Origin of the sequence: Haloarcula vallismortis ATCC 29715 (assembly GCF_000337775.1) — an archaeon.
Taxonomy (GTDB): Archaea; Halobacteriota; Halobacteria; order Halobacteriales; family Haloarculaceae; genus Haloarcula; species Haloarcula vallismortis.
On record NZ_AOLQ01000069.1, the window covers coordinates 455,976 to 481,010 of the forward strand.

The window sequence follows — 25,035 nt, forward strand, 5'->3', positions numbered from 1 at the left end:
TTACTCCTGGAACTCCAGTCGGCCGGCGCGCCATCCTTCGCGGAGGTGGGCCTTCCCACACTCGCCACAGCGGTACTTGAGGTCCGTCTTCTTGGTGGGCTTATCGCCACCCGGGACCTTCGAGAACTTCCCGTCGTTCCCGATACCGGAGTTGCGCTCGCGCTGGCGGTCGATCCACTTCATTCCGGTCTGGCGACCGCTGCGGACTTTCTCGACCTCATGTTCCTGGTGCTCGTTGCAGTGCGGACAGTACGTATTGAAGCGTCGTGGCATCTCCATAGATATCAGCCTTACCGAGCGATTTGACGTGCCCGCTTAAAACCCGTTTGGTTCGAACCTACCGTGTGCCGCCGAATCACGTGCATATCGAGTGACCGCCCCACCTCTGTTCGTCCCCAACCTGCTGCAAACCCAACTACTGAAACCGAGCGGACGGTCCGCTGGACTCGATCCGGACCGCGCCGTACACGTCCGACGTGTCTGCCCCGGCAATCAGTTCGAGATTCACCGCTTCGCCAGCGGAGAGTGATTCCAGTTTCGCCGCCAGCTTGTCGTCGATGTAGTCCACGACTTCGTAGATTTCGTCGGTTTCAACGTCCCGGAGCTCCATTCGCCCGTCATCGCCCATTGGGCTGACCACGACCGAAGCCCGCTCGCACGACCGCTGCTGTTGTTTCAACATACAAGACTGTCGCAATTCCGGATATATAAATCTCGGCTATCAGGCTGTTAAGCATCTAATCACTACCGGTAAGAATATAAGGACATTCTAGCTACACATTCCCGTTTCAGTGTCCCCGTCAGCCGGTGGCCGGCGTCGCAGTCGCCTTCGAAGTCACTAAGTACGCAGTTGGCAAAGGAACGGGCATGAAGAAGCTCATTATCCACGGCGACCCGGGGCTCCGAAAGGGCGGCCGCATCGAGTACGAGGACGAGGAGTACGAGGTGTTCTCGGTCTCGCGGCAGGGCGACTGGCACGGGCCGGACCGGCCACAACTGTGGTGTACCATCGGCTCGGAAGACGAGGAAGAGACGTTCAAACGGCAGGAGTACATCCCGATGCATCTGGACACGGATGACATCGAGGCCGAGGCCGTCACCGTCCTCCGCGAGCGCGCGCCGCCGAACGCCGAGTCCTGATCGGTCTGCACCGCTGTTGAAAGGCCTCGTTCGGACGCACGAATCCGCTTCTTTTCAGAACTGCGCTGGCCGCACTCGATAGATGGTAACGCCGTCGGTCTGCTTTGCCACGGTCACGCCCTGTAGCTGGTCGACAGTCACGTCACCGTAACGGGCCCGCTCGGCGGGACCGACGTAGATGTAGCGCACGTCGTACGCTTCGAGGAGCTGGCGCTGTTCGGTGGTATCTCCGGTGTAGATCGTCTCCACGTCATCCACGCGGCGGTCGTACACGGTGTCGTTGCGGTACTGTGCCTCGTGAGTCCACCCTGCAACGGTCGGCAGCCCGGTCAGGCTCGATGGCGCGCTTGCGCCCTTGCCCTCGCTGGCGTCCCACTCGTAGTCCGCCGGGGCGGCCGTGACGACGGTCGGCCGACCCTCAGTGTTGTCGTTGAGCCACCGGATCGCCTCGGCCTCCTCGGGATGGTTGTCGTCGAGGTACGACAGCCCATCCAGCGTCGGGTCGCCGGCGTACTCGACGTGGTTCGAGAGTGCGAACACGCCGTACAGCGACGCCGAACAGACCAGCAGAGCGACGAACGCCCGGACAGCGATGTTGGTCCACGCTCGCGCCCGTTCGTCGGCCGGCCGCCAGCGGGTGAGCAGCCACGCCAGCACGGGGCCGGCAGCGACTCCCCAGAGTACCCACACCTGCATGTACGTCTTGAAGACCGTGTTCATCCGGCCGATGTTCTCCCTGACGAAGACGAACTCGACTAGCAGGACCAAGCCCGTCCCGGCGAGTATCAGCACCGCCTCGAAGCCGACGGGCCGGTCGCCGCCGTCAGCGAGCGCCGGGACCGCGTCGACGGTGCGGTCTATCGTCGGCGAGCGAGCGAACAACCACGCGCCGACCAGCAGGGGCCCGAGCAGGCCGACCGCCGCGATATCAACTGTGGCCGCGAGCGCTGCCGTCCCGACGGCAACGAGGCCGACGATGCGGGCCGTCCGCTGCTCGACGGCACGCCCGGCCTGTGCGTACAGATACAGCCAGAACGGAGCGACGAACAGGCCGTGGACGGCCAGCAACTCCAACAGCGAGGTCCGGTCGGGTAACATCGCTATCTCCCGTCCGCTCGCCGGGCCGAGCCAGAACGGGAGCGACCAGAGCAATCCAAGCACCAGAACGACAGCAGCAACGACCAACCCCATTCCGACCCTGACACCTTCCTGCCCCGGTCCGTTCAGTCGGAGTCGCTGCCCGGCGTTCCTCGGCAGGAGCGTCGTCGGGTCAGCCGGCGCGACAGTGACCGTCAGCAGGGCCAGCCCGCCCATCGACGGGAACGACCACGTGTTCGTCACGGCCATGATGCCGGCGACGGCTGGTAACGCACCGAACAGCAGCGCGAGTCGTCGTCGGCGTTCGGCGGCCGGCGTCTGGTAGTAGCTGAAACAGAGCGCGGCGGCCAGCAACAGGAAGCCCGTACTCATCATGTGAGCGTGCATATCCCCGTTGAGCCAGGCGAACAGCGGAAACTCGTCGATGACCAGCGCGGCACCGGGTTCGTATGTGCCGAAATCAGACGCCGTGTCTTCGATGACGCGGCTCGCGTCCCAGTAGCTGAACGAGTCTGGCCCCGCTGCGAGCCCTTTCAATTCGTAGCCGGCCCGCTCAGCAACTGTCTGGCTCAGCCCGCCGGGCAGGAGCCAGACGACGAACTTGGCTGGCGTCGATAGGTTACTGGCAAAGCCGATACAGAACGCTGTGAGACCGGCGGCCAGTCGTCGCGGGAGGCCGCGTTCGCTCGCGACAGCGCCCGCCAGTCCGTATGCTGCCGTGACCAGCGTGGCATAAAAGCCTGCCAGCGCGAGATTGTACGCGAACTGGCCTGCTGTCCCCGTTATTCTGGTGAGAATTGCCGCAATGAGATGCCCGCCGTAGTAGTACGCGACCGGTTCGCCGGCGAACCACATGTCCTCTAGCGGGAGGCTGTCGGCCCGCACGAGTGACTGCAACAGCCCGAAATCGAGGAACTTCTCGCCGCCGATGGGAACGATTGCCGGGTCGAGCGCTCGGATGCCGACGACAAACAGAAACGCGACCGTGAACACGCCGGCTGTTTCGGCATACACTCGCGGGTCGGGTGCGCTGTCGACCCGCCAGACAGCTACTGTACTCGTTGCGAGAACAGCGATGCCAAGCCAGATGCCAAGCGTCAGCGAAAGGCGACCGACGAAGTAGGTGACCAACCACAGTACCGAGACGGCCACCGGGACGCCGAAGGCGAGCCCGCGGTCGGCAAAGCGGGGGAACAGCAGCCCCGCGACGGTCCCACCAGCATATAGCAACAGCAAGTAGAGGGCGAGCCAAGTGGCAAGGAGCCCGTATTCCATCAGTAGTGGGACCGCTTCGCTGGCCTATACGTTTTTTCGTTGCTCTCGAATTTATCGCCCAACTAGAGACCGGTAGCTTCGAACTGTTTTTAGTTCCGCCTGTCCCACTATTCGGCAATGTCGCGTTCCGTCGGGGTAGTTCTCCCCGCCTACCGTCCCGACACAGAGCAGCTCGGGACCTATATCGCCGCTATCGACGATACCCTCGAACCGCAGACGATAGTCGTTGAACTCGATGCACCCCGGGACGGCGTTCCCGCACAGCTCCGCTCGCTCCCAGTCGAAGTCCACACCGTGCCCTATCGCCGCGGTAAGGGTGCAGCCATCACTTCCGGGTTCGAGCGGATGGAGACCGACGTGCTGGCCTTTGTTGACGCCGATGGATCGACACCGGTCCGCTCGCTCGAACGGATACTGGACCCGGTTACCGACAGCCGAACGGACCTCGCTGTGGGCTCCCGCCGCCATCCGGACGCCACGGTCGCCACCCACCAGACGTTCGCCCGGCGGTTCCTCGGCGACGGCTTTGCGTGGCTCGCCGGCCAGTTGCTCGATACGCGGCTGTATGACTACCAGTGCGGTGCAAAAGCAATCGACGCGGCCGCCTGGGAGCGCGTCCGCGACCATCTGTACGAACCCGGCTTCGCGTGGGACGTCGAACTGATAGCTATCACCGCGGCACTGGACCTGTGTATCGAGGAGGTCCCCATCGAGTGGGAAGACAAGCCCGGCTCGACGGTGTCACCGATACGAACGTCGATAGACCTGCTTGAGGCAGTGCTGACGGCTCGCCACCGGTCGAAGCAACTGCGCGATGATCGCTTCCATACAGCTCTGGCGGAGCATCTCGACGACCCAACTGCACTTATCGAGAAAGAGCGATGATAGATATCGAACAGCAGGTTCGACGCATCGTTCCCGACCGGTTCGAGTCGCTCGTGTCGGGCGTCCGGTTCGGTCAGTTCGTCTCCGTCGGCGTCGTCGGCGCGATCAGCGACAATACGGTCCTCGCCGTGCTTGGCCTGGCCTTCGGTGTCAGCGACATGTGGGCTAAAGCTGTCGGCGTTGAGACGGCGATTCTCGTGATGTTTCTGGTCAACGAACACTGGACGTTCGCCGGCCAGGGTGACACCGGCCGCCGTTCGTTTGCCATGCGACTCGGAAAATCACATCTGGTCCGGTCCGGCGGCGTCACGGTACAGCTCGCCGTCTACTGGCTACTCACGCAGTGGCTGACGGTTGAACTTCTCGTCGCCGGGACGGATCTGTGGTTCATCGCCGCGAGCCCGCTCGCCATTGGAGTCGCGATGCTGGTCAACTACGTCGCCGAGAGCATCTTCACGTGGCAGGTCCACGCGGACGGGTGAACGTAGCGCGTTACTAACTCACGGACGGCACTCGAATCACAACCCTTAATGAGGGGACCGGACTACGAGATAGTAGCGGGATGGGATAGCCAGGAGATTCCGGCGGGCTCATAACCCGCAGATCGGTAGTTCAAATCTACCTCCCGCTATCATTTTGCTGAACTCACTCCTCCAGTGAGGCGTTTTATCGCCGAGCGATGCTGAGGTCGGCAATCATAGTCCAGTAGATTTGAACGAGACAAGTCGCGCGCAGCGAAGCGAGCACGTCTTGACGTAGTTCAAATCTACCTCTCGCTGTGTTCTCTCGCGCTACAGACTGCTTGAGCCTGTTCACTGCTAGTGCTCACTATTGTACCCGTCTCTGGCCGCTGTGAGTGTTCGATACAGCGCGGCGACCACCGCCGCGACCAGCAGCACGCCAAGGATCTGTGCCGGCGTGTTCTGTGTCTCGAATGCCCACGGGAGCGACAGCGCAAGAAACCGGACAGAGACGATAACTCCGGCGAGTGTCGTGACGGTGACCAACAGATACCGGGCAGCACGCTGAAATGAGCCGCCGCGATCCATCGCTTCGAGCCCGTGTCGCTGTACCATCGCCCCCTCCAGCGCCAGCCAGAGTGCCAGCAGTGCGGCCACGCTGAAGCCGATGGTTCCAAGTGCGTCCGGAATCGCAATTCCTATTGGATCAGCGACAATTCTGCCTGCGAGGACGAGTAGCCCGAGTGTCAGTGGCCCAAGCAAGACGAGTGAACTAAACAGTGCGGCGAAATCCTTTGTGAGGGACCGAATAGAGGAGGACACAACAGTCAGTATCAGCTCAGTTTTTTGTAAGCCTACTGGTGACTATTGGCTGCTCGCCTGCGACTCGCTACAGAAACCGTATCAACAGCTGCTCTAGTCGTCGCCGTGCTCGTCGACGATAGTGACTTCGCCGTCGATGACCTGAACGTTGATCAGCGTCTTGGCGTCGTATCCCGCTTCGTCGAGCTTGTTCGTCCCGTCGGCTTTCTTGATGACACAGACGATGTCGCGGATGTCCGCACCGATGTCTTCGAGCGCGCCCGTGAGCCCGGCCAGCGTCCCGCCGGTCGAGAGCACGTCGTCGAGGACGAGCACTTGGTCGCCCTCGTACACGTCGTTGACGTACATCTCGCTCTCGGAGTAGCCGGTCACCTGAGACAGTGACACCTCCCCGTCAAGCCCGTACTGGCGCTTACGGACGACGACGAGCGGGATATCGGTCATCAGCGAGACAGCTGTCGAAATATGGATACCCATCGCCGCTGGTGTGACGATCTTGTCGACGTCGTCGAGTTCTGCCTTCCGGATGATCTTGATGACGATTTCGCGCAGAAGTTCCGGTCGAAGCATCGGGACCCCGTCGCTGATGGGGTGGACGAAGTAGTGATAGCCTTCCTTCTCGATAATTGGCGCTTCGAGTAGGGACTTCTTGAGTCGGTCCATGCCGTCGGTACTACAAGCCCGTACTAAAATTCTCCGTCACCGACTCAGTAAAGTGTCAGCAACTCACCGAGTGCTCGAACCATCGGCAGGAGGTGTGCATCACCCAGTGCGTAGTACTCGACGGTAGTTAGGAGGAGAAACACAGCCGCTACGCCCGTTGTAGCACTGAGAAGTACTGCACCGACCTGCCCGAATCGCCCTCTAGAGCGCCCACTCAGCGCCCAGATACCGAGTGGGACAGCGGCTCCAAGCGCGAGCAGCGCGTGCAGTTGGAACGCTTCGCCGATGCCGTTCACCGTCAGCGCGACAAACACTACGGTCACCTGCCCGCCGATCAACACTGTCCCCGCGACCGTCCAGAGGAACATATGCCAGTGATCCGCGAGGGTCTGGCGTACCGCTGGAAGCCGTACAAGCAGATACACGCCGAGTGGATAGAGCGGGAACAGATACCGGGCAGTCACCTGTGCGTGCAGTGGCAAGCGGCTGGCGTACAGCAGGACGACGCCGGCAAACGCCGTTATGGTAAACGCGTCCACGACACGGTCGGCACTGAGTGTCCGGTCAGCCATCGACGATGGCAAACGCAATCGTCCGACGACTGGGAGTGCGCCGAGCATCGCAACGAGCACTGGGGCGGATTCGAGCAGCGAGAGATTGACGGACTCCTCGCCGCCGATGTCGAGCGCACCGCTTGCGCTTCCTGACCGCATGAAGGCGTGATACACGTCATCTGGTTGCTGTTGGAGCGCTTTGAATCCTGAAACGAGTTCACTACCCAGTAACAGCAGTGGACGCATTCCGCTCTCGATGACCCCGAGCAGAGGTGCCAGCGGCGTGCGGAGTCCGCCGGACCCACCGCCACCGCCGTTACTGCCGCCACCGCTCGCAGTGTTGCCGCCGAGGGAACCACCTCCAGAGAGCAATCTCGGGGGCTTGACCGGAGACCCTGAAATAGCGATATTTGTGATAATGAACGGCAGCAGGGAGAGGCCGAAGACGACGCCGATACGAACGAGCGTCCGTGGACTGTTGTCCGGTGCCGTCGGGATATCGACCAGCGCCAGGGAGACACAGAGCAGGAGCGCTTCTGGAGCGTGTACCCACGCGTACAATCCCACCAGCGCGTATGATAGCGCACGGAAGGTCTGTCGCTGTGCGATAACTGCCCCGTCTGCTGGCTTGCGGCTCCGATAGAGGCAGTACGCGATGCAGACGACCACAGTCCCGGTGACGGCGTGGCGCTTCGGTACGGCTGCCCAGAAGGCCAGCGGTGTCCCGGCTGTGAGCACGACGGTACTCAGGATCCCTACCCGACGTGTTTGTATCCGGCTGAGGAGCCGGTAGAGAACCACCGGCGTGAACGCTGCAATGAGGAGATGCGTCAACTGCAGCGCGTACAGATGCGTTCGACCGGCGTCGAGTGGCTGTGCCAGCGCGACATTCAGCCCGAACAGTCCAAGAACGGCGACGGTGCCGCTGTAGAGAATCCAGTCACCATCGGTGTAGTAACTGCACTGGACTACCAGCGCCAATAGCGCGAGCGACCAGAGTGCGACCAGCGCAATGCGGAGCTCGACGACGGCACTGAGCAGATCGAGCGCAAACACGAGCGGCAGCGAGAGCACGATGACGCCGTAGTTTCGCGCGTACCACTGGCCGCCATACCTGTTCGCCCCCGGCGTCTCTAGTCCGGGGCCGTAGGCAGCTTCAGTCATCGCTAGCTGTCCGTTCGAAAGGCTGTACAGCCCATTCGCCAGCGTGTAGGAATCGTTTATCAGGAACGCTGTCCGCCACACCAGCCCGAACAGTACGACCGTCGCGAGAAACACAGTCAGCCCAAGCCGGTCGCCAAACAGCACAGCGTACGCCGTCTCGCGGGTGTTTGCGAGTGCGGGCGTCCGTTGTCGGAGACGTCCGACGAACTCCGTCGCCGTCATTCGACCACCGATATCGTGACGTTGCGCGTCGCCACCACGCCGTGGCCTGACCCGTCGCGCTTGCTCACCGTCACCGTGCCGTTGTACTGCTCGCGTTCGATCTCTCCGTCGGTGAACGTGTCCGACGCCAGCGTTAGTTCGTAGGCGTCACAGGTCGAGTCGTCCAGAAAATGGTTCGTCGTCCGTGAGTAACCGAGTTCGTCGATTGTGAGTTCGTAGACGAGTGTCGGCCGTCCGGTCAGATTCGAGAAGTGGACGTGGGCCGGCGGCGCGTCGAGATAGTAGCTTGCCGCGCCGTAGGACCCCTTCTCAAGCGTTACCTTCTCGGGCATTTCGACCTCCGAAACCGTGACGTTGCCCGATTCGAGCGCTACTGGTTCTGGTTCCGTTGCTAGCGTGACCCCGGGGGCGAGCGGGCCGGAAAGGAGTGTGACGCCAACAATGAGGGTAGACACAGCGACAACAACACTTCGCGTTCTCTCCATCAATACTGGTGTCTGGATACCTAGAAATAAAAACATCATGCTGGACTGCTGTCGCTCAGGTGCTGAAAAATCGAAAAGTAAGATTTGATTACGCGTCTGGACCGGTGTCTTGTGCGAGCGTTGCAGAGGTATCGCCCTCAATCGGCTCGTAGACGACACGGAGATCATACCCTGAACCTGCATCAACAGTAATGGACTGGCCTGCAGAAATCTCGGACGTTGTACCTGGTGATGGTGAGGTTGTATCGACTGAATCCCAACTACCGGAACTGCTCACAGAGCCACTCCCAAAGTCACCACGTACAAAGAGCTCCTGTGCTTCAATAGGATCCCCGCCGTCATGCGTTATAGTTAATTCTCCCGGGGAGCTACTACCATCATAATCCCATGAGAAACTAGCCTGCGGCGTGGCCTGCTGTGCCTGGTCACCGAGACCAAGCACGAAGGAGGCGATTACTGCGGCCAGAATGACCGTAATTGCGACCATCAGGATGACCCCGATGACCGGCGACACTGCGTCGTCGTCGTGGATGAGTTGTTTGATATCCATGGTTTGTTCGGCGCACACCGCGAGCGTGACCCGAGTAGTTTCACCCTATACGCCGAAGGGTATTCTTACCGGCTCGCGGGGTGTGCTGCTTCAACCACATGAGAGGTACCCACTTATACACACAGCACGTTTTAGTCGTTCAACGTTGTCTTGAAACCCTTCAAGGCTGGCTGTACTGCCGAAATTGACATAGCCCCGTTTCAATAGTTCAGTAGTAAACGAGACAAACGAAAGCGGACAAGCTGTGAAACAAACTTCGTGATTCAGTCCTCGGACTCGGCTTCCTGTGCCACGTACTCGGTCAGTGTCATCTCACGACCGGCGTAGGTGTGATAGCCCGCGGAGACGCTGAGCACGACCGCGATCAGCGTGGTCCAGACCAGCGGCGGAATCACCGTGAACGGATAGACGCCGACCCAGAGAATCGTTACAATGGATAGGCTGACCGCGCCGAGCGAGAGGTAGTACTCGCGCCACGGGAACTCGCTCCCGGGCACGATTTCGAGATAGACGGTGAGTTCTTCCGTGTGTGCGGTCTTGGAGATTGTTCCGTTTTTGTCGTCGTAGTCGATAATACCCGTCTCATGCATCCGTGGGAGATGGGACTGCTGTAACGTGGTGTAGACGCGCTTTCGCTGCGCGCTCGTGACATCGGTGTTCGGGCAGTCGTACTCCTGTGCCGCGACGTGTGACGCGAGGTCACCGAGCTGTACCGGTCCGTCGTGTTCCCGTAGATACTGGAGCGTGTACCGACGCCGCTCATTCTGCAGTACGTCGAATATTTCGCCTTTTGAAAGGTCAGCATCCATCTCTGTGGAGTCCGACCGTTCTACCTGCTTGCTCATATCATGCTCTCCAATTTCCCCCACCCATCACAGGGAATACAGCGAACATCAGGGTGTCCATCAGTTATAAACTCACGGGTTTCGATGCTGGAAAAAACGAGATACCGAGAGGTTATGCGCTCGGACCAGTCGCAGTGGCGAGCGTCGCGGAGTTATCGCCGGTAGCTGACTGGTAGACTAGGTTAATTGTGAAGCCATCGGTTCCATCGGTTGACACCGTTACCCTGTCACCCGCAACAACCTTGCTACTGTCTCCGCTTACATCCCCTGCCCAGTTCTTATTATTCGATTTCACGTCAGCATCGTCACCGCTGGCAGCGCTGTTATCGATATCTCCTCTGAAATACAGATTGCTCGCTTTTATCGAGTCACCACCATCGTGGGTAAACTCGACCCAGTCATTTCCACTGTCGTAATCCGTACTAAAGCTAGCCTGCGGAGCCGTGTTGCTGACTTGGTCGCCCAGTCCGAGGACGAATGTTGCGATAACGGCCGCGAGGATGACCGTGATTGCGACCATCAGGATGACCCCGATGACCGGCGACACAGCATCGTCGTCGTTGAAGAATCGTTTGAGTTCCATTGTTGTGTCCGCACGCATCAACAGGTTTCCCTGTTATGCCGTGCTTATCGAATCGTGGCTATGGAGATATATAAGTCTGCACCTGTATTATCAGAACCTGTAATCACCCTGTCTGTTAACAGCTATTCTGAGGTGTCTGAAACCAGATATGGCCAATCTGGGGCGCAATTATCACAGAATATGTTTTTCGCGCGTCACGAAAGGGCCAGCAGCGCTACTGTAACGAACACTGCAAGAATGAGGATGCTGAGCCCGATGCCGGCCCGCATCGGATGCACGAGACTGTCGTCGTTGCGGAGTCGCGCAAGCACGTCATTCGGTGCTGTCACCGTCCGCGTGACGACACTGGTGGCCTGCACCACTGCGCGGTCCACGGCGGCGTACAGTTCGGTCACGCCGACGACGAGGCTGCGGGAGCCGTAGAAGACAGCCGGGTTGTACAGTCTATCGACATCCGGGACCCGGCCGAGCTTCGAGAGGGGCTTTTTCGTCACCGCGAAGCCGATCAGTCCAAGGGCAGCCAACACAACCCCTTCGATGAGATGCGGGATGGTGTACGTCTCGTAGACGTGGTCGACAACAGCGCCGCTCGTCACGTCGAACGGAAGGATAGTGAACAGCGCCGCGTCGTACACACCGTAGATGACACAGAGCGCGGCGACGGACACCATTGCCACGCTCTGTAGACGGTTCGCATCCGGGACACTGCTGCCGTATTCGCCATGGAAGAACGCGTAGTAGCCGAACTTGATGAACGACATGAACGTGCCGACGCCGCCCAGCAACAGCATCCACTCAAGCGTGTAGAACTCACCGAGCGGGAGCGGTCCCTTGCTGAAGGTGTAGTGGCTCCCTGAGATAATAATGCCCTTGCTAACGAACCCATTGAACCCGGGGAAGCCGGCGATAGACAGTGCGGCGACCGAGAACGCGCCCGCGGTGATCGGCATTTCTCGCCAGAGACCGCCGAGTTTCTTCAGGCTCTCTGTGCCGGTCCGGTAGATGACGACACCGGCGGTCATGAACAGCAGGCCCTTGTAGAGGATATGGTTGAACACGTGGGCGAACGCGCCGGCCTGGGCGAGTGAAGACCCGATACCGACGCCGGCGACCATATATCCGACCTGTGACTGGATGTGATAGGAGAGGAGCCGCCGCATATCGTTCTGGAACAGCGCGAACAGCGCGCCGAAGATAGCCATTCCGCCGCCCATGTACGCGATAGCCTCGTGGCCATTGGGGAACGCGCGGTACATCCCGTAGACACCGGTCTTTGTCGTGAACACACAGAGGAAGACGCTGGCGGCGATGTGTGGGCGCGGATAGGTGTCGGGCAGCCACGCGTGCAGGCCGATGAAACCGACGTTGACGCCGATACCGATAGCGGCCAGGGCAGCGGCCAGCCCGGACGTGATGCCAGCCGTTTCCGGCCCGCCTGGCACCGACGCGAACAGGAACGTCTCCACCTCGACGTAGTGCCGGAGGATGGCGGCCATCAACAGTGTCCCACCCAGCCCATGCAGCAGGGCGTACCGGAAGCCAGCCCGGACGGCTTTGCCGCCGTAGTGCCACACCAGTAGCGTGCTGGTGACGGCCATCAGCTCCCAGAAGAAGATGAGCGTCAGCCAGTCACCGGCGAAGACGGCCCCGAAGCTGGTCGCGACGTACGAGAGGGCAAAGCCGGTCTGTGTGGTGTCGGCCTCGCTGGCGTAGGAGTAGAGAACGGCCACCGCGGCGATGAGTCCGAAGATGATGCCCATCAGCCGCGAGAACGGGTCGACGTTCAGTAGCACGGCGTCGAAGCCGAGGAACTGGGTCTGGAGGTGTGCGCCCTCGGGCACCATGACGGCCCACGGCACCGCTAGCGCGGGCACGAGCGCGCCAACCGCGTGTCCGACACGCCGCGGGAGGCGAGACACAACGATTGCCAGCGCGAGTAGCACGACGACCGGCGGGACCATCGTCAGCGTCGACATCAGGCGACCACCCCCGGCAGGTTCCCGACGATTGTGTCGACAATTCGCAGGAACACGGCCGTGTACGGCACCGTCCCAAGCAGGAGTGATAGCGTAGCCGCAGTCAGTATCGGCCCGAGCATGAACCACGTACTCTCGCCGCCACGCCAGCCGCGGTCGTCCCAGCCGCCTTCAGGCGGGCCGCCGTGGTGTTCGTGGTCCTCGTGGTGTTTGCCGAGGTGGTCGACGTGTTCGGGCTTTGGCGTGTCGTCTCCATCGGCGTGGCTGTCAGCATCATGCGTGTCCCCGCCGTCGGCTCGCAGGTCGCTCCGACCGCCGAACGGGCCTTCGAGCAGGGGTTTCTCGTCGTGGCTCTCCGGCGACTCGAAGTACGCCTGGTAGACGATGGGCCAGAAGTACGCGATGTTGAGGACACCGGAGACCAGCAACGCAGCGGCGAAGACGAGGCCCCCGTCGAGACTCAGCGCGCCGATGACGAGATACCACTTGCTGACGAAGCCAGCGACCAGCGGAATCCCGGCCATCCCGGCCGCGGCGACAGCGAAGGCGGCCATCGTCAGCGGCATCCGTCTCCCGATACCGGCCATGTCGCTGATGTCGTCAGTATGCGTTTCGACGTGAATCGCGCCGGCACAGAAGAACAGCGTGAGCTTCATGAACGCATGCGCGGGGATGTGGAGCAAGCCCCCGGTCAGCGCCTGCCCGTGGAGCAGTCCCAGCCCGAGCACGATATACGAGAGCTGGCTGATTGTCGAGTACGCCAGCCGTCGCTTGAGGTTGTCCTGTCTGAGCGCGATGATACTCGCTGTCAGGAGCGTGAAGGCCGCAATCGCAGCGAGCGGCAGGCCGACACCGAGCTGTTCCATCGTCCCGGTCCCGTACACGTCTAGCACGACGCGTGCGATGCCGAAAACGCCGCTCTTGACGACGGCGACGGCGTGGAGCAGGCCCGAGACTGGTGTCGGCGCGACCATCGCGTCCGGCAGCCAGGAGTGCACCGGCATCAGCGCCGCCTTGACGCCGAAGCCGGCTGCAAGCAGGGCGAAGGCTGCCCGCGCGAGCGTCGGGTCTGCCGTCGCGAGGCCTTCGAGGCCGCCGGGCGTGAACGCAGTCGTCCCAGCGAGGACGAACACGAGTACAGTTCCACCTAGCACGGCGACGCCGCCGCCGAAGGTGTACGCAAGGTACTTCCGGCCGGCGGCGCGGGCCTCGTCGGTCTCGTCGTGGGTGACCAGCGGGTACGTCGAGACGGTCAGCAGTTCGTAGCAGACGAACAGCGTCAGCAGGTTCGACGCGAATGCGACGCCGATGGCCGACGCGAGGCTGGCGGCGAAAGAGGCGAAATAGCGCGTCTGTGCGTGCTCGTCCAGTCCGCGCATATAGCCGATGCTGTAGAAGCTCGTGACGATCCACAGTAGGCTCGCGAGCAAGCCAAACAAGAGCCCGAGCGGGTCGACGTTGAACGCCAGTTCGATACCGGTGGCGAACTGTCCGATGACGAACTCGTACTCTGTCCCGTTCAGAACGCCGGGGACCATGCTCGCAATGATCGCGAACTTCGCGAACGCGACGAAGAGGGTCACTCCTTCCCGCACGTTCGGTCGGCCCTTGAGCGAGAGAATCACGGGGATGGCCACCGCCGAGACAAGGATTGCCAGGATTGGGCGTAGCGACTCAGTCATTGGTTTAGAAGGGGTGGAAGCGTGTCCTCAAGCATTGCTTGTAACTCCGGTACGGCTGCGGTCAGCGCGACCGCGAGAACGGCCGCGAGGACGACGACGGCGATCATCCCGAACGAGACCGCCTGCCCGCTTCCGTCTGTGACGGGCGCGTCCTCAGGCACGGGCTCCTCTGCGTGGATGGTTGCCTCGGCGAAGTAGAGCCGCTCGACGAGGCGAGCGAAGTACGCAAGCGTTAGCAGCGTACTCGCAAGCAATACGGCCACGACGGCCCAGTTCTCGGCGTTGACCGCGCCGAGAACGATGTACCACTTGCCGACGAAGCCGACCGCCGGCGGAACGCCGACCATCGCCAGCGAGAGCACGGCAAAGGAAAACGCCGACAGCGGGACGCGACTTCCCATCCCGGCGTAGCCGTTCACTGTCGTCGCGCCCGTCTTGCGCTCGATAATTCCTGTCGCGGCGAACAGCCCGCCTTTCATCACTGCGTGGCCGAGCAGGTGGACTGTCGCGCCGACGACGGCCAGCGGGGTCGCGATGGCAAACCCGGCGACGACGAGGCCGAACTGTGACACCGAGGAGTACGCGAGCATCCGCTGGACACTGTCCTGTGAGACGGCAAGTGCGCTCCCCGCGATGATACTCACGCAGGCCAGGCCGACCAGCGCCCAGCGAGCAACTGGCACGGCCGACAGGAACTCCACGGTGAACACGGAAAACAGCAGGCGAGCGAGTGCGTACGCCGAGACTGTCGAGACGAGCGCGGAAATGAACGCACTCACCGTATCTGGGGCGTTCGCGTAGGCGTCGGGCTGCCAGGTGTGCAGGGGGAACAGGGCGACTTTCACCGTCAGCCCGCCAATCATCAGCCCGAACGCGGTCAGGACAAGCGTCGAGTCGTACGCTGCCATCTCGCCGATTTTAGTGGCCAGATCGGCCATGTTGAGCGTCCCCGTCGCCGCGAGCAGATAGCCGATGCCGAGCAGGTACAGCGAGGCCCCGACGGTTCCGATGATGAGGTACTTCAGCGCCGCGACGGCGGCACTGGCGTCCCGGCCACTCGCCACGAGACCGTACGCCGCAAGCCCCGTAATTTCGAGGAACACGTAGAGATTGAACACATCGCCGGTGACCGTCATGCCCGTCAGGCCGGCGACCAGAAGCAGGTACAGACCGTAGAAAGGGCCCGAGTGCGGGCCAGCCTGTCGAGCATACGCGAGCACACCCAGTGACACGACGGCCACAAGCAATGCGACGGCCCCGGAGAGGCCGTCGACGACGAGTTCGATGCCGTACGGGGCGGCGAAACCGCCGACCGCGTAGGAAACCGTGCCGCTCGTGCTGACGCTCCACGCGAGCAGTCCAGCCAGGCCGACTTGGCCGATGAGCGTCAGCGTCGCGACTGGCCATCCGGCCCGGTCGCTGACGAGGCTGGCGACCAGCGGCACCGCGCCGCCGACAATCGGCAGGACCACCAGCAACACAGGGATCTGTTCAATCATAGTAGAGCTGTTTGAGTTTGTCTTCGTCCAGTGTCCCGTACTCCGTGTAGATGCGGATGATGAGCGCAAGCGCTACGGCGGTCAGGCTCACCCCGACGACGATAGCGGTCAGGATGAGGACATGTGGCAGCGGGCTGACGTAGGGACCACCACCCTCCTTGATTATCGGCGGGTTCCCGCCGGCCCGGAACGCGAGCGTGATGAAAAACAGGAAAATACCAGTCTGGAAGATGTTCATCCCGATGACTTTCTTCACGAGGTTCCGGGACTCGATGAGCATATAGAGGCCGATACCCAGCAGGACCATTACTGCGAAGTAATTGTAATGTGAGTTCAGCAGTTCCAGCATTAGCTTTCACCCTCCGGAGAGTCGACGGCGTGGCCGAACCCGGCCGCGAGCAGGAAAAAGAGGCCGATGGCAACGCTGGCGACGATACCACCGATGGCCAGTTCGACGAGCTCGATGGCGTAGGCGACCACATGCGAGATGAACTGCTCGTACAGATGATACTCGAGGAAGTTCCCGCCCAGCACTATCGTTCCGAGCCCGATTGCTGCGAACGTGAGCACGCCGCCGGACGCGAGCGCGGCAACGACACGAACGTCCAGCCACTCTCGGGCCGCGTCAATACCGTAGGCGAAGGCGAGCATCATCACGACTGACCCGGCGATGACTCCGCCCTGGAATCCGCCGCCGGGGGAGTTCGCCCCGTGGAACATCACGAACAGGGCGAAGGTGAGGACGAACGGCGCGACGAGCCGGACCGTCGTCATGATAATCGTGCTCTCGACGTACAGCCCGGTTCGCTCGTCACTGCTCATGCGAAGACCTCCTGCCTGAGGACGGTCAGCGCCGCGACGCCGGCGGAGAAGACCACAACTGCTTCACCCAGCGTGTCGAAGCCACGGTAGGCCGCGAGCACCGCCGTCACACCGTTTTTCACTTCCGTGTCCGCGTAGGCGTTTTCCAGGTAGTACTGCGTTACCTCACCGCTGACGACGGGATTCGCTGCGCCATCTGCACCGACAGCGGGCAGTGATGGAACGGTCGCAATCATGACGACGACGAACGCGCCGACCAGCACGACGGTCCGGACGCTGATCGACTCGAACAGGCCGTTCGCCTGTGGCCGAACGGTGTTTGCTAGCGCCAGAATGAACAGGATCGTCATGATGCCGGCCCCGACAGCCGCTTCGGTTAGCCCGACATCGGGCGCTTCGAGCATCACCCAGATGATCGAGACGCCGAGGCTGTAGGCGGCAAACGCCATCAGCGACGCCAGCACATCACGGAGCACCGCCGCGCCGATAGCACAGCCCAGCACGAACACCAGCAACACCGCCTCAATGAGCGACAGGCTCATGACTCGCCCTCCTCGTCGCCGACAGTCCACGGCTCGATACCCTGGTCCTGTGCCGCCCGGGCGATGGCGTGGGCGGCGGTCGGGTTCGTCAGGAACATAAACACAAGCAGGAAGACGGCCTTGATAGTCGCGAGGTCGGTCTGAATCGCGAACGCGGCAGCGGCGATACTGAGGACGGCCCCCAGCGTGTCACTTTTCGAGGCCGCGTGAGCGCGCGTGTACACGTCAGGCAGTCGAACGATACCGATTGAGGCGACGCCGCCGAAGAACGCCCCGACCAGCGCGAGCGCGACAATCGCCCACTCAGTCGGCGTCATAGCACACCTCCGTGCTCGACGTTGAACTTCGAGAACGCTATCGAGAGCAGGAAGTTCAGCAGAGCGTACACGAGCGCGATATCGAGGAACAACGGCTTATCGAGCGCACCAGAGACGAGCGCAATCGCGATGACGGTGTTCGTCCCCATCACGTTGACCGCGATGACTCTGTCGTGGTCTGTTGGCCCCGCGAATACACGGTACAGCGCTACGATAGCGAACAGGACGAATGCGCCGGCGATAGCCAGCAGTGCCGCTTCGAACTCAATCATCGTCGGCCACCTCCGGGTCGCCGATATCGCTCTCGACCGTGCCGTCGCCCCCCTGTCCTCGTTCTCGTGGAGAGGGAATCGCTGCTGCCTCCCGGCCGTAGAAAACGAACCGGACGGCTCGTTCGAGGCCCCCGTCGAACAGGTCCTCGCGCGCACTCCCGGTGAGCGAATGGATATCGAACGCCTGCTCGGAGACGCTGACGGTGAGCGTCCCGGGCGTCAGCGTGATGCTGTTTGCAAGCGTCGTCACCGGTCCGTCACCCCAGATGGCGGCTTCCAGCTCAACCATCTCCGGGTCGATAGGCAGTGACGGGTGCAAGACGACGTAGGCTATTTCGAGGTTGGCGATGGCGATCTCTTTGAGCAGGTACGGGACGTAAATCGCCAGCCGTGCGAGCTGTCTCGGAATCCGGGTCAGCGACGGCTGGCGACTGAACGCGATCGGCGCGAGCAGTGCGGTGACGATAGTCGCCGTGATCGCGCCCGTGAGGAAATCCAGCGGCTTGTACGAACTCAACAGCATATAAAACAGATACGATGCTCCGAAGATGGTGAGATACTTCGGGAGCGTCGCGGCGCGGGCCAGCGCGGTCGACCGCGCTGGTCGCTCGACGGGCGCGGTCTCGACCTCGATGTCGCCCCGAACGAGTTCGACTTCGAGCGGCCGGAGCATCGGCGTCGTCCCGCCGGGGTTGAACTCCGGATCGAGGACGACCCGTTCGATGCTGTGCTCGTCGGCGTAGGCCAGAATTGCGTCGGCGTAATCACCGGGGCTGAACAGGTAGCGATCAGAACCGATGACGCCCAGCTTAACGTCGAGATTCGACGGCGGGGCAGTCCCCAGATCTTCGTCGAGCCAGACCTCGATTCGGTCGAGCAGGTCCTTGGCCTGGCCGAGTTCTGTCTGCGCGTCGGGGTCGACGGCGCGCGTACTTGCGACGGCGACGAGATGCAGCGACACCGGCTGCTGTCCTTCTCTGGCCGCCGATTCGGCCTGTTCAACGGCGTAGGCAACGGTGTTACGGACCGTCACCGAATCGGCTACTGGCACGAGCAGGCGACGGGGTGGTGGTACAGTCACAGTCTCTGTTTAGAAACTCCGAATAGGCGGTTCGTCGGGCAGTACTGTCGTTATCGGACCGGAGCAACGGAACACGCAAAACTATTTCGTAATCGGTTACGCGCTCAGTCACGACTGGACAGATGGGCACCGAGTTCGTCGGCAACCCGGGCACCAAGTCCCTGCTTCTCTCCGACGTACTCGGTGGCCGAGTCTCCGTCGACGAGCAAGGCGCGCGTCTCGTCGTCGCCCATCACGCTCGCGTCGTTAGCGACCACGAAAGTCAGCCCGGCCCGTTCGCGTATCTCGCGGGCGCGTTCGATTAGCGTCTCGTCGTCGCCCTCTGTTTCGACTTTGAACCCGATGATGGGGAGATCTGGCTGGTCTGCCCGAACAGTGTCGATAAGCTTTGGCGTCGGCTGCAACGTCAGCGTCAGTTCCGCCTGTCCGCTCTTGATTTTCTCAGGAGCCTGCTCGACGGTGTAATCGGAGATGGCGGCCGCAGAGACCAGTGCGTCGGCCGAGTCGGCGACCCGACGGACGGCTTCGGTCATCTCCGCGGCAGACTCGACCTGCTCGACGGTCGCGTAGGGAACGTCCGGCCCGTCGTGAACGAGCGTCACGTCGGCCCCGTGGGCGTAACAGGCCTGTGCGACTGCCCGGCCGGTCCGTCCCGAGGAGCGATTCGAGAGCGTCCGAACCGGATCGACCGATTCCGTGGTCGCGCCGGCGGTCACGACGATGTGCTTGCCCGAAAGCGGCCGGTCGCCCGCGGCCCGGGCGGCCGCCGTGACGATGGCTTCCTCGGTCGCGATCTTGGCCTTCCCCTCCTCGATTCGCGGGTCGACGAACTCGACGCCCCAGGACTCGACGCGGTCGATTGCCTCCAGCACACCGGGGTGGTCGTACATCGGCTCGTGCATCGCCGGTGCAACGACGACCGGCACGTCAGCACCGAGGGCGGTCGTCACACACGTCGTCACGGGCGTGTCGTCGATTGCCGCTGCGACCTTGCCGACAGTGTTTGCCGTCGCGGGCGCGAGTAGGAGTACATCGCCCCAGCCCGAGCGCCCGCAGAGGTCGACGTGTTCGACATCGCCCGTGATTTCCGTCACCACCTCGTTGTCCGTCGCGAACGACAGCGCCCACGGATGGATGATGCCCGTCGCGCTGTCGGTCATCACCGCTCGGACGGATGCGCCCTGTCGTCGGAGCTCGTGTGCGAGCTCCACCGTCTTGACGGCCGCGATAGACCCTGACACCCCCAGAACGACGTTGACTCCGGTTAGCATACCTGCCGGTTGGCGGTGCGTGGGTAAAAGCCCCTGTCTCTCCGGCCTCACTAGTCACTGTTGTCGGCAGTCTGCTCGCCTCGCTCGTCGCTTCTGTCTCTGCTGGTACGTGGTCCTCCGTCGTGTGCGTTCAGTGCGAGGGTGAACGCGACTATCGCCAGCAGGACCAGTCCGAGCGCGACCACTGAACTGAGAGAGAGTCCGGTCGACGTAGTCGGAACCGCGACCGGGATGAGTACGTATCGAACGAGTAGCACAAGGAGAATAGCCCCGGCGAGGATAGCCGCAGTTCCGGTGACGTGGACGAACTCGCTGTCGGTCGTGTCGGCGTCCCGGCCCAGTTGCTGCCCGATGCTGCTTGCGTGCACGCCGGCGTCCCAGACCAGTAGCGCCGCCGCGCTCCCGACGAGGACGAGTATCGGTGCGAGTCCGTGTTCAGCCCCGAGCAACGTCATGATGAACAGGAGCCCGCTTCCAGCCGCGAACCCTGCCACCTGTCGAGATAGCAATTCCGAAGCGACTAGCTCAGCCAGTAACGTGACGAGTCCGCGGAGGACGACGACCGAAATTAAGACGACGAGGAGCAACACGGTAGCCGAGCCATAGTGGCCGCCCCCGGCATACGTGGGCGCTACTCGCCGGGTCACGCCAGCGGCCGTAAGCACCAGCGCGCCCAGCAGCAGTCCCACAGTGAGAACGGTACTGCCGGTCTGCCGCGCCAGCGACCGTCCGGGGTCGTCCCCCAGCCACTGCAACAGCCACTGCCGGAGCTGTTCGAGGATGAGAATACTCAGTACCGCCAGAAGCCCGACCGCGAGGGGGAGATGGAGTGGGCCACCGAAGGCGTTCCGCAGCGCCGGTCCGAGCACAGGGAGGCTGTCGAGGAAGCGGTCGAACAGTCCCTGTGTTGTCGGCACAAACGCCACGAGCAACTGCAGAGCCACGGCGGCTTTGAGGTAGGGGCCGATGTCCAACCAGTCTGTCCCCAACAGGTGTAGCCGCCCGAGCGCCCGGTCAGTCGTCGCCGTGGCTGTCGGAATCCACGATTCTAGCGTCTCTGTGGCCCGGTCCAGTAACAACAGAGCGAGGAGGACGCCGACCTGTAGCGTCACGAAGCCCACCAGTGGGTGGACCGAGAACCCAGTGACGACACGGACGAGCACCCAGGGCAGCCTGACAGCAGCGGCAACGGCACAGACGATTGTGACGCAGATGCCGACTACCAGTACCACGAAACTCTCGTCGAGCATCGCCGTGAGTTCGTCCGTCTCATCGGTCGGCGGCACCAATCCACTACTCGCGTCGATGACGACGAGTGTGGCGGCCAGCGGGAACCCGAGCGCCGCAACGAGCGACCAGTAATCAGTCGTCAGCAGCGCGGTCCCACAGAACACGCCCGCACCGATGACGATTGCGACGCTGCCGCAGGCGATTCGCTCGTGGGCATCGCTGCGGAGCGCCCAGACCCCGGCCGCGATACAGAGCCCGCCGACGAAGCCCGCCAGCACTGCTATCGGGTCCACGACAGCAAGGGCGAGGACGAGCGACACCAGCACCGCGACCGTTCCGGCCAGCGCCGCACTCGATGCCGCCGGTCGACTGTCGAGTTCCGTCATGCCCACCGCTCCATCGCGCGAGTGAGGGCTTTCGCGAGCGGTTCCGCGGGCGTCCAGTCGACGACTCGAACTGTCCCTCGAAGGGTGTCGAGGCGGGCCGTTCGGTCGATACGCTCGACGGTACTGCCCGGACTGTCTCCGGTCGTCATGTCCGGGCTGACGACTGTGACCGCGTGGCCGTGCGCGGCGAATCGCTTTGCCGCATCGGCCGCCCGGTCGTCGAGCAGGGGCGTACAGAACACGACCTGTGACTCGCTCGGTATCGAGCGGTCGAGCGTCGCCACCGCGTCCCCGCCGTCGGTGATACCGTACCGGTCTGCCGTCTCGGTCGGCGACTGCATTCGCCGGGTTCGGGTGTCGGTATCGAGCAGCCACGAACTGCGGCTTCCCGATGACGTGGCGACCGACCCGCTCACGACATCTTCCAGAAACGCCTCCAAGCGCTGCTCTTGTGCCCGGTTTGCCGACGGCTGCAGCGTCTCACAACTGTCGTAGACGGCGGCACCGACGCGGTTGTCCATCTCCAGAAGCGCCGAGCCGACCTGCTGGGCCGCGTAGGCACAGAACTGGACAGCTGTGGGCGCGCCTGCTCTCCCCGCAACGGGCTGTCTCGAATCCACCAGCGTGGTGACAGTAGCCGCTCGCGTCTCCCTGAACTCGACCGTCGCTAGCTCGTTCGTCTTTGCGAGGCGGTTCCAGTCGACGCGGCTCATCGGGTCAGAGGACTGGTGCTCGCGGATGGCGTAGAAGGCGAGCCCGTTTCCGCCAGCGTCCGTCGGCACGCGCCCGGACTGGGAGAGGGTCTGGCCCGACAGCGGAACGGCGTCGACACTGGCACTGCACGAGAGCGTCGTCTCGACGGTGATCTGCTCGGCGAACTCGACGGTCCCGGTCAGGTTCCGGCAGGCGATTGCCACGTCGGTGAACGCGTGGTCGCCGCGGCGGGCTTTGACGGTGTAGGTGACTGAATCCGATGCCCCGGCTTCGAGATGGGTCCCGAATCGCGGGGAGCCGTCGATGACTGCTAGCCGCTCTGGGACGCCGTCGAGGACGCGAACGTCTGGCAGGGTCGCGTCCCCGTCGTTCGTGAGCGTCAGCGTCACTGTCACCTCTGTGCCGGGGAGCGGGTCGGTCGGGTCGACGTCCCGCTCGACCGTGAGCGTCGGTTCCGGGTCACCGATAGCCGCCTGATAGGCCGCATACACCAGCGCCACCGCCGCCACCATGAAAATCGTCGGGTTTCCGGTGACGATGCCGGCCCCACCGGCGACCAGCGCGGCCGAGACGCCGACGTTGCGCTGTGTAATCTCGCGCGTGCTCACGGCCGCTCACCCCGCTGGAGCCGTCGTATCTCGGCCGCTGCTGCCTCGACTTTCCGGTCAAACCCCTCGCCGCTGGCCCAGTCCCGTAGCTGCATCTCGATGGGCGGGTCGGGTGCGTCCGGGCCCCCGAGGAAGGCCATCGCCCGGCGGTCGTCCGTCCACGAGCCAGTGCGGACCTCCCGGGCTGCTGCCTCTGTCGACATCTCCGCTGTTTCGATCAGCACCTGCCGCGCGGCCTCGCGGAGCCGGTCCCTGATTTCCGAGGCATAGCTTGCTTCGAGGCCGTTGTAGGGGTCGACGCGCCCGTCGATTTTCGCGAGCAACTCGTCAACGTCGTCGCCGACCAGTTCCCCGGCCGCCGACTCTGTTCCCTCTGGCTCCAATAGCTCATCGAGCAGTTCCGTCGGCTTACTGTCTGCGTCGTCGTGATACGGCTCAGGCGGCTGTCTCCCTCTTACCGGCGGCAGCGCAGAGTCCTGCGTCCGGACGACGGTGTACAGGCCGAAAAGGCCGACGGCGGCGGCGCTGACGCTTGCACCGAGTTGGAGTCGCCCAGCAGTTCCGCTTCCAACGTCCGGCAGAACCGACGGGAAGGTGACGACAAACACTGCGCCGGCAAGTGCAGCGAGTCCCAGCAGGGTATATCGGACGAACCTGCGCCCTGGTGCCGGGCGGTCGACGCTGACATCGATGGTCGCCCGAGCGTGTCCTTCTTGCCCGTTCTGTGATTCAGCGTCACTCATCAGTCATCACCCCCGTCGAGGAGGTGTCTGAGGGCCGCTTGAGCCGATTCTGTTCGCTCCCCAGTCGCCGACCGTCCGCCGTATTCCACTTCTCGAAAGAGAGTCGTTAGCTGGCGTACGGGCTCTGCCGGAAGCCCACTGTCGATAGCTTGCCGGGCGTATTCGCCGGGCGTCGCTGTCTCGGGGTCTGACACCGACACACGGTCAGCCAGCAGTCCCCAGGCCTCCTGAATCGACAGACTATCGATGTCCGGTCCGTCGTCCGCCGCTGCCGTCGATTCGGTGGCGGCTGACCGCCCGGACGCTGCATCTGACGACCCAAACAGCGACGGGCTGTCGACGCCACTCCGAACTGAGGCAAGGAAGCCGCCGGACCCGCCGAAGCCGCTCAGGGCTCTAAACGGCGCGACTGAGAGCGACCCGAGCGCACTCGGCAGACCCGCGACTCCCCGCAGCGACATCGCGCCGACCGACCCGATTCCCGTCGTCAATCCGGTGAGAATACCGCCGGAAACGGCGCTGATGCCGGCTCCGACTCGTGCGAGCGCCGACGACCCCGAGAGCAGCGCGGCGGTCGTCGCCTTCGGAATCCGGCTGATAGTCCGCCCGACCACGCCGTTCGAAACCGCTGAGACCACTGTCCCGAACAGCGTATCCAGAAGCGGATGCAGGCGGAGCCCAGCCACTGTCGACCTATCGCCCTCTGCGTTCGATGCAGCCCGAATGACACTGACTGCGACGATGCCGAACCCGCCGATCAGCGCCAGCCCGACCAGTTTCACCAGCACGGAGGATTCGCTGTTTTCTCCCCCACCGGCTGCTGGCGTTTCTGTCGTCGTCTCCGTCGGTGTTGGCGTCGCTGTCGCCGCTGGAGTATCGCTCGTCGCTCGTGGCGTCGTTTCTACCGCATCACTTGTCGCTACTGTCGTCGGCCCGCTGTCGGCTTCGCCGGACGCTGTTCCGTCGGGCGTGACCGGCTCGCTTGCTTGGCTGTCGAGTGGACCGCTCGACTCGAACTCGACACCGAGCGCGCCGGGAAACAGCGCTGTGCCGAACAGCACAGCGACTGCACAGAGGAGGGCGAGGGCGGCACGAACCAGCTTCGTTGACACTACGGCACTGTTTCCGGCGGCAGAGTAAATACT

The 25,035-nt window shown here is 62.8% G+C and carries 27 protein-coding genes and 1 tRNA gene; 4 read left to right on the forward strand and 24 right to left on the reverse strand.

Features of this window, described 5'->3' with window-relative positions; genetic code table 11:
* Positions 1-279 (reverse strand): 50S ribosomal protein L44e, encoded by a 279-nt coding sequence (locus C437_RS19325; protein ID WP_004518704.1) that lies wholly within the window; start codon positions 277-279, stop codon positions 1-3.
* 136 nt (positions 280-415) lie between these two features.
* On the reverse strand, positions 416-682 hold the full coding sequence (locus tag C437_RS19330) for a hypothetical protein (protein WP_004518705.1): 267 nt from the start codon (positions 680-682) through the stop codon (positions 416-418).
* A 185-nt stretch (positions 683-867) separates the two neighbouring features.
* Between C437_RS19330 and C437_RS19335 the strand changes: the two genes are divergently transcribed.
* The gene (locus tag C437_RS19335) at positions 868-1,140 is read left to right on the forward strand and encodes an HAH_0734 family protein (protein WP_004593652.1); all 273 of its coding nucleotides are present in this window, start codon (positions 868-870) and stop codon (positions 1,138-1,140) included.
* Positions 1,141-1,194: 54 nt separating this feature from the next.
* Here C437_RS19335 and C437_RS19340 read toward each other — a convergent pair whose 3' ends face one another.
* Positions 1,195-3,513: a DUF2298 domain-containing protein gene (locus C437_RS19340; protein ID WP_004518707.1), complete on the reverse strand. Its 2,319-nt coding sequence runs from the start codon at positions 3,511-3,513 to the stop codon at positions 1,195-1,197.
* Positions 3,514-3,630: 117 nt separating this feature from the next.
* Here C437_RS19340 and C437_RS19345 point away from each other — a divergent pair, with 117 nt between their 5' ends.
* From C437_RS19345 to C437_RS19355, 3 genes are all read left to right on the forward strand, one after another.
* Positions 3,631-4,398, forward strand: a complete 768-nt coding sequence (locus C437_RS19345) for a glycosyltransferase (RefSeq protein WP_004518708.1) — start codon at positions 3,631-3,633, stop codon at positions 4,396-4,398.
* The gene (locus C437_RS19350) at positions 4,395-4,880 is read left to right on the forward strand and encodes a GtrA family protein (RefSeq protein WP_004518709.1); all 486 of its coding nucleotides are present in this window, start codon (positions 4,395-4,397) and stop codon (positions 4,878-4,880) included. The genes C437_RS19345 and C437_RS19350 overlap by 4 nt, the downstream gene beginning before the upstream one ends.
* 74 nt (positions 4,881-4,954) lie before the next feature.
* Positions 4,955-5,029 (forward strand) — tRNA-Met (locus tag C437_RS19355).
* A 187-nt stretch (positions 5,030-5,216) separates the two neighbouring features.
* On the opposite strand, the gene C437_RS19360 is transcribed toward C437_RS19355, so the two are convergent.
* The 21 genes from C437_RS19360 to C437_RS19460 form a co-directional block, all read right to left on the reverse strand.
* Positions 5,217-5,621 (reverse strand): hypothetical protein, encoded by a 405-nt coding sequence (locus tag C437_RS19360; protein WP_170832121.1) that lies wholly within the window; start codon positions 5,619-5,621, stop codon positions 5,217-5,219.
* A gap of 153 nt (positions 5,622-5,774) precedes the next feature.
* Complete coding sequence (gene hpt / locus C437_RS19365; RefSeq protein WP_004518711.1) at positions 5,775-6,344, reverse strand: hypoxanthine/guanine phosphoribosyltransferase; 570 nt, start codon at positions 6,342-6,344, stop codon at positions 5,775-5,777.
* Between the two features lie 44 nt (positions 6,345-6,388).
* Complete coding sequence (locus C437_RS19370; RefSeq protein ID WP_004518712.1) at positions 6,389-8,284, reverse strand: hypothetical protein; 1,896 nt, start codon at positions 8,282-8,284, stop codon at positions 6,389-6,391.
* Positions 8,281-8,769: a hypothetical protein gene (locus C437_RS19375; protein WP_004518713.1), complete on the reverse strand. Its 489-nt coding sequence runs from the start codon at positions 8,767-8,769 to the stop codon at positions 8,281-8,283. The genes C437_RS19370 and C437_RS19375 overlap by 4 nt, the downstream gene beginning before the upstream one ends.
* An 88-nt stretch (positions 8,770-8,857) precedes the next feature.
* Positions 8,858-9,319, reverse strand: a complete 462-nt coding sequence (locus C437_RS19380) for a type IV pilin (protein WP_004518714.1) — start codon at positions 9,317-9,319, stop codon at positions 8,858-8,860.
* A 263-nt stretch (positions 9,320-9,582) separates the two neighbouring features.
* Positions 9,583-10,164 (reverse strand): DUF7344 domain-containing protein, encoded by a 582-nt coding sequence (locus C437_RS19385; RefSeq protein ID WP_049919897.1) that lies wholly within the window; start codon positions 10,162-10,164, stop codon positions 9,583-9,585.
* A gap of 112 nt (positions 10,165-10,276) precedes the next feature.
* Entirely contained in the window at positions 10,277-10,747 is a 471-nt protein-coding gene (locus C437_RS19390; protein WP_004518716.1) for a type IV pilin, read from the reverse strand.
* A gap of 194 nt (positions 10,748-10,941) precedes the next feature.
* Complete coding sequence (locus tag C437_RS19395; RefSeq protein WP_004518717.1) at positions 10,942-12,723, reverse strand: Na(+)/H(+) antiporter subunit D; 1,782 nt, start codon at positions 12,721-12,723, stop codon at positions 10,942-10,944.
* Positions 12,723-14,405, reverse strand: coding sequence for a proton-conducting transporter transmembrane domain-containing protein (locus C437_RS19400; protein ID WP_004518718.1), 1,683 nt, complete (start codon positions 14,403-14,405; stop codon positions 12,723-12,725). The genes C437_RS19395 and C437_RS19400 overlap by 1 nt, the downstream gene beginning before the upstream one ends.
* Positions 14,402-15,904: a monovalent cation/H+ antiporter subunit D family protein gene (locus C437_RS19405; protein WP_004518719.1), complete on the reverse strand. Its 1,503-nt coding sequence runs from the start codon at positions 15,902-15,904 to the stop codon at positions 14,402-14,404. The genes C437_RS19400 and C437_RS19405 overlap by 4 nt, the downstream gene beginning before the upstream one ends.
* Positions 15,897-16,253 carry a cation:proton antiporter subunit C gene (locus tag C437_RS19410; RefSeq protein WP_004518720.1) on the reverse strand — a complete coding sequence of 119 codons (357 nt, stop codon included), beginning with the start codon at positions 16,251-16,253 and terminating at the stop codon, positions 15,897-15,899. The genes C437_RS19405 and C437_RS19410 overlap by 8 nt, the downstream gene beginning before the upstream one ends.
* A complete protein-coding gene (locus tag C437_RS19415; RefSeq protein WP_004518721.1) occupies positions 16,253-16,726 on the reverse strand; it encodes a Na(+)/H(+) antiporter subunit B in 474 nt (157 codons plus the stop codon). The genes C437_RS19410 and C437_RS19415 overlap by 1 nt, the downstream gene beginning before the upstream one ends.
* Positions 16,723-17,268, reverse strand: coding sequence for a DUF4040 domain-containing protein (locus C437_RS19420; RefSeq protein ID WP_004518722.1), 546 nt, complete (start codon positions 17,266-17,268; stop codon positions 16,723-16,725). The genes C437_RS19415 and C437_RS19420 overlap by 4 nt, the downstream gene beginning before the upstream one ends.
* A complete protein-coding gene (mnhG, locus tag C437_RS19425; protein WP_004518723.1) occupies positions 17,265-17,585 on the reverse strand; it encodes a monovalent cation/H(+) antiporter subunit G in 321 nt (106 codons plus the stop codon). Before mnhG ends, C437_RS19420 begins: the two co-directional genes overlap by 4 nt.
* Positions 17,582-17,857: a cation:proton antiporter gene (locus tag C437_RS19430; RefSeq protein WP_004518724.1), complete on the reverse strand. Its 276-nt coding sequence runs from the start codon at positions 17,855-17,857 to the stop codon at positions 17,582-17,584. The genes mnhG and C437_RS19430 overlap by 4 nt, the downstream gene beginning before the upstream one ends.
* Entirely contained in the window at positions 17,850-18,890 is a 1,041-nt protein-coding gene (locus C437_RS19435; protein ID WP_004518725.1) for a monovalent cation/H+ antiporter subunit E, read from the reverse strand. Before C437_RS19435 ends, C437_RS19430 begins: the two co-directional genes overlap by 8 nt.
* 152 nt (positions 18,891-19,042) lie before the next feature.
* Positions 19,043-20,209, reverse strand: a complete 1,167-nt coding sequence (gene coaBC / locus C437_RS19440; protein ID WP_004518726.1) for a bifunctional phosphopantothenoylcysteine decarboxylase/phosphopantothenate--cysteine ligase CoaBC — start codon at positions 20,207-20,209, stop codon at positions 19,043-19,045.
* Positions 20,210-20,259: 50 nt separating this feature from the next.
* Positions 20,260-21,825, reverse strand: a complete 1,566-nt coding sequence (locus C437_RS19445; protein WP_004518727.1) for a DUF7519 family protein — start codon at positions 21,823-21,825, stop codon at positions 20,260-20,262.
* Positions 21,822-23,147: a DUF58 domain-containing protein gene (locus tag C437_RS19450; protein ID WP_004518728.1), complete on the reverse strand. Its 1,326-nt coding sequence runs from the start codon at positions 23,145-23,147 to the stop codon at positions 21,822-21,824. The genes C437_RS19445 and C437_RS19450 overlap by 4 nt, the downstream gene beginning before the upstream one ends.
* Positions 23,144-23,890: a DUF7269 family protein gene (locus C437_RS19455; RefSeq protein ID WP_004518729.1), complete on the reverse strand. Its 747-nt coding sequence runs from the start codon at positions 23,888-23,890 to the stop codon at positions 23,144-23,146. The genes C437_RS19450 and C437_RS19455 overlap by 4 nt, the downstream gene beginning before the upstream one ends.
* Positions 23,890-25,002: a DUF4129 domain-containing protein gene (locus C437_RS19460; RefSeq protein WP_004518730.1), complete on the reverse strand. Its 1,113-nt coding sequence runs from the start codon at positions 25,000-25,002 to the stop codon at positions 23,890-23,892. Before C437_RS19460 ends, C437_RS19455 begins: the two co-directional genes overlap by 1 nt.
* Positions 25,003-25,035 lie beyond the last annotated feature (33 nt).